Raw genomic sequence first — 3806 nt, 5'->3', positions numbered from 1 at the left:
CACGTGCTCGGGTTCCCGCTGTCGCTGCGGCTGATGACGAGCCCCGGCTTCCCGATCCCGCTCACCGGCGTGGTGCACGTGGCCAACCGGATCACCGTGCACCGCCCGGTCGAGGTCGGCGAGCGCGTCGACTTCCACACGTACGCGGAGAACCTGCGCCCGCACGAGCGCGGCCGCCAGCTCGACGTGGTGCTGGTCGGCTCGATCGGCGGCGAGGAGGTGTGGCGCGGCGTGTCCACGTACCTCGGGAAGGAGCGTGCGTCCGGCGGCGGCCCGCGGCGCGACCGGGGTGACCGCCCGGCGCCGCCGGCCGCCTCGGCGCGGTGGCGGGTGACGCCCCGCGTGGGTACTGATTACGCGCGCGTCTCCGGCGACCACAACCCGATCCACACCTCGAAGCTGGGCGCGCGGCTGTTCGGTTTCCCGCGCCCGATCGCGCACGGCATGTGGAGCAAGGCCCGATGCCTGGCCGCGCTGGAACCCCGGCTACCGGAGGCGTACACGGTGGACGTGGCGTTCAAGCTGCCGGTGCCGCTGCCGTCGACTGTGGCGTTCAGCGCCTCGCCCAACGGCGCGGACTGGGACTTCGCGCTGCACAGCGCCCGGGACGGGAGGCCGCACCTGACCGGTTCGGTGCGCTGAAGAAAAGAGGGGACTTGCCGTCCCCTCTTTTCGGCGCTCAGTTGTTCTCAGAGTGAGTTGTTCTCAACCTGAGAGAGTGAGTGACCGTGAACGAGCAGGACTTCCTCGCCGGGTACGACCCGCGGGACTACCCGGCGGTCGCGGTCACCGTCGACGTGGTCGCGCTGACCATCCGCGAGGGCGCGCTGCACCTGCTGCTGATCCGCCGCGGCGCGCCGCCCTTCGCGGGGCACTGGGCGCTGCCCGGCGGCTTCGTCCAGCCGGACGAGGACCTGACCGCCGGCGCCCGGCGCGAACTGGCCGAGGAGACCGGCCTCGGCGGCGAGCGGCTGCGCCGGGTGCACCTGGAACAGCTCGGCAGCTACGGCGCCCCGGACCGCGACCCGCGCATGCGGGTGGTCTCGGTCGCGCACCTGGCGTTCGCCCCCGACCTGCCCGACCCGGTCGCCGACACCGACGCCGACGAGGCGATCTGGCTGCCGGTCACCGCGCTGACCAGCCGGCAGCTCGCCTTCGACCACGGCCGGATCATCGACGACGGCTTGGAGCGCGCCCGTTCCAAGCTGGAGTACACGCCGCTGGCCACCCGCTTCCTCGCCCCCGAGTTCACGATCACCGAGCTGCGGGAGGTCTACGAGACGGTCTGGGGGCACCCGCTGCACGCCGGCAACTTCCACCGCAAGGTGCTCTCGGTGCCCGGCTTCGTGGAGAGCACCGGCGCCAGCACCGAGCGCGGCGGCGCGCGCGGCGGCCCCCGGGCCAAGCTCTACCGCGCCGGAGACGCCCGGCTGCTGCACCCGGCGCTGCTGCGCCCCGCCCGGGAGGAGACGGTGCGGTGAGGACCGAAGAAGCGATCCGGCTGGTCACTGCCGCGCGTACCGACGCCGACCTGTTCGGCGCCGACGAGCCGGCCCGCCGCTACCGCGAGCTGGTCGGCGCGCTGCACCCCGACCGGCTGGGCGCGGCCGACCCCGGCGTACGCGCCGCCGCCGCCGAAGCACTCGTCACCGTCACCACCCGGTGGCGCACCCCGGCCCCCGCGTACACCGGCGACGTCGCCACCCTGCACGAACGCAAGGAAGGGCCCCCTGTTAACGCCTCCGGTAGAGGAGGAGCCCCTTCTTATCACCTGGCCAAGGTGGCCCGGCACCCCGGCGACAACGACCTGATGGCCCGCGAGGCGCGCGCGTTGCGCCGCATCGCCGAGCGCGGCGACGCCAGACACCTCGCGTACGTGCCGAAGCTCGTCGACTCCTACCCGGCGCGTGACCCGTCGACCGGCGTGCAGCGGCAGGTCAACGAGCTGGTGACCGTACCCGGGCTGCGCAGCCTGGACGACGTGCGCCGCGCGTACCCGGACGGGCTGGACCCGCGCGACGCGGCCTGGATGTGGCGGCGGCTGCTCGTGGCGCTCGGCCTGGCCCACCGCGCGGGCGTGGTGCACGGCGCGGTGCTGCCCCGGCACGTGCTGATCGAGCCGGACGCGCACGGCCTGGTGCTCGTCGACTGGTGCTTCTCGGCCGAGCCGGGCGGGCTCGTGCCGGCGCTGGTGCCCGGCCACGAGGACTGGTATCCGCCGGAGGTCGCCGCGAAGCGGCAGTGCGGCCCCGGCACCGACATCGCGCTGGCCGCCCGCTGCATGACCTGGCTGATGGGCGACCGCGCGCCCCGCGAGCTGCGCGCCTTCGCCGACGGCTGCCAGGGCGCCGCGCTCGCCACCCGGCCCGACGACGCCTGGCGGCTGCTGCGCGAACTGGACGAGGTGCTGCACCGGCTGTACGGGCCGCGCACCTTCCGACCCTTCACCCTCAACCCGTAGGGAGGCTGCCATGGGCAGTGGAATCTGGTCCACCGACGTGTACGACGCCGCCGACCGCTACCGGCGCCGCACCGGCAAGAGCGCGTTCTCGTACAGCGACAGCGGCGCGCGCAAGGTGCACCCGGCGCTCGACCCGCGCGACGCGCTGCGGGAGAGCCGCGACTCCGCCGAGCACCCGCAGTCGACGCCGATCGCCGTGCTGTTCGACGTCACCGGCTCGATGGGGCACGTGCCCCGGGTGCTGCAGAGCAAGCTGCCGCAGCTGCTGGGCCTGCTGCTGCGCCAGGGGTACGCGAGCGACCCGCAGGTCATGTTCGGCGCGATCGGCGACGCCACCTGCGACCGGGTGCCGTTGCAGATCGGGCAGTTCGAGTCCGACAACCGGATGGACGACGACCTCGGCCGGATCGTGCTGGAGGGCGGCGGAGGCGGCCAGATGATGGAGTCGTACGAGCTGGCGCTGTACTTCATGGCCCGGCACACGGCCACCGACAGCTGGGACAAGCGCGGCCGGCGCGGCTACCTGTTCATCATCGGCGACGAGCTGGCGTACGCGGGGGTGAAGCGCGCGGAGGTGGCCCGGCTGATCGGCGACGACCTGAGCGAGGACGTGCCGGTCCGGCAGATCGTGGACGAGGTGACCGCGCGCTGGGACACCTACTACCTGCTGCCCGCCGGCAGCCACTACGCGGGCAACCGCAAGGTGCTGGACTTCTGGCGCGGCCTGCTCGGGCAGAACGCGGTCGAGCTGGACGACCTGGACGCGGTCTGCGAGACGATCGCGCTCACCGTCGGGCTCGGCGAGCAGGCCATCGACCTGGACGCCGGGCTGCGCGACCTGGACCGGGCCGGCTCCACCGCCACCCGGACCGTCTCGAAGGCGCTCGCCCGGCTCGGCTCCGGCCGCCGCGCGGTGGCGACGCTGCCGTTCAGCCCGGCCGACGGCGGAAGCGGGGTCACCCGGCTGTGAACCACGTGATGGTGGTCGACCTCGGCTACGGCGACGCCGGCAAGGGCACAGTGGTGGACCTGCTCTGCGCCACCCGGCAGGTGCACACGGTGGTCCGGTTCAACGGGGGCGCGCAGGCGGCGCACAACGTCGTCCTGCGCGACGGGCGGCACCACACGTTCGCGCAGTTCGGCGCCGGGACGTTCCGTCCGGGCGTACGGACGCACCTGGCGCGGCACGTGGTGGTGGACCCGCTGGCGCTGGCAGCCGAGGCCGACCACCTCGCGTCGGTCGGCGTACCAGACGCGCTCGACCGTCTGACTGTGGACGGGGAGGCGCTGCTCGCCACCCCGTACCACCGGGCCGCCAACCGCGCCCGGGAGATCGCCCGGGGAG

5 protein-coding genes are annotated in these 3806 nt (G+C 73.9%); all 5 read left to right on the top strand.

Annotated elements, in window-relative coordinates; genetic code table 11:
* Positions 1–642, top strand: a 642-nt coding sequence (locus KBX39_RS25770; protein WP_282102476.1) for a MaoC/PaaZ C-terminal domain-containing protein, incomplete at its 5' end; no start/stop codon positions are given.
* 80 nt (positions 643–722) lie between these two features.
* Complete coding sequence (locus KBX39_RS25765; RefSeq protein WP_176722790.1) at positions 723–1481, top strand: NUDIX domain-containing protein; 759 nt, start codon at positions 723–725, stop codon at positions 1479–1481.
* Positions 1478–2461: a serine/threonine protein kinase gene (locus tag KBX39_RS25760; RefSeq protein ID WP_069088128.1), complete on the top strand. Its 984-nt coding sequence runs from the start codon at positions 1478–1480 to the stop codon at positions 2459–2461. Before KBX39_RS25765 ends, KBX39_RS25760 begins: the two co-directional genes overlap by 4 nt.
* Positions 2462–2471: 10 nt before the next feature.
* Positions 2472–3431, top strand: a complete 960-nt coding sequence (locus KBX39_RS25755) for a hypothetical protein (protein ID WP_113972262.1) — start codon at positions 2472–2474, stop codon at positions 3429–3431.
* The coding region (locus KBX39_RS25750; protein WP_210872925.1) for an adenylosuccinate synthetase at positions 3428–3806 on the top strand (379 nt) is incomplete at its 3' end. The genes KBX39_RS25755 and KBX39_RS25750, both read left to right, overlap by 4 nt.

Source organism: Micromonospora sp. D75 (assembly GCF_018070405.1).
Classification (GTDB): domain Bacteria; phylum Actinomycetota; class Actinomycetes; order Mycobacteriales; family Micromonosporaceae; genus Micromonospora; species Micromonospora chalcea.
The sequence above is the reverse complement of the archived record's forward strand: the minus strand, read 5'-3'. Positions and strand labels throughout refer to the sequence as shown.

Bases quoted from the DNA above. Each gene is read 5' to 3' on its own strand.
- KBX39_RS25755 (WP_113972262.1), top strand. From the start codon at position 2,472: ATGGGCAGTGGAATCTGGTCCACCGACGTGTACGACGCCGCCGACCGC.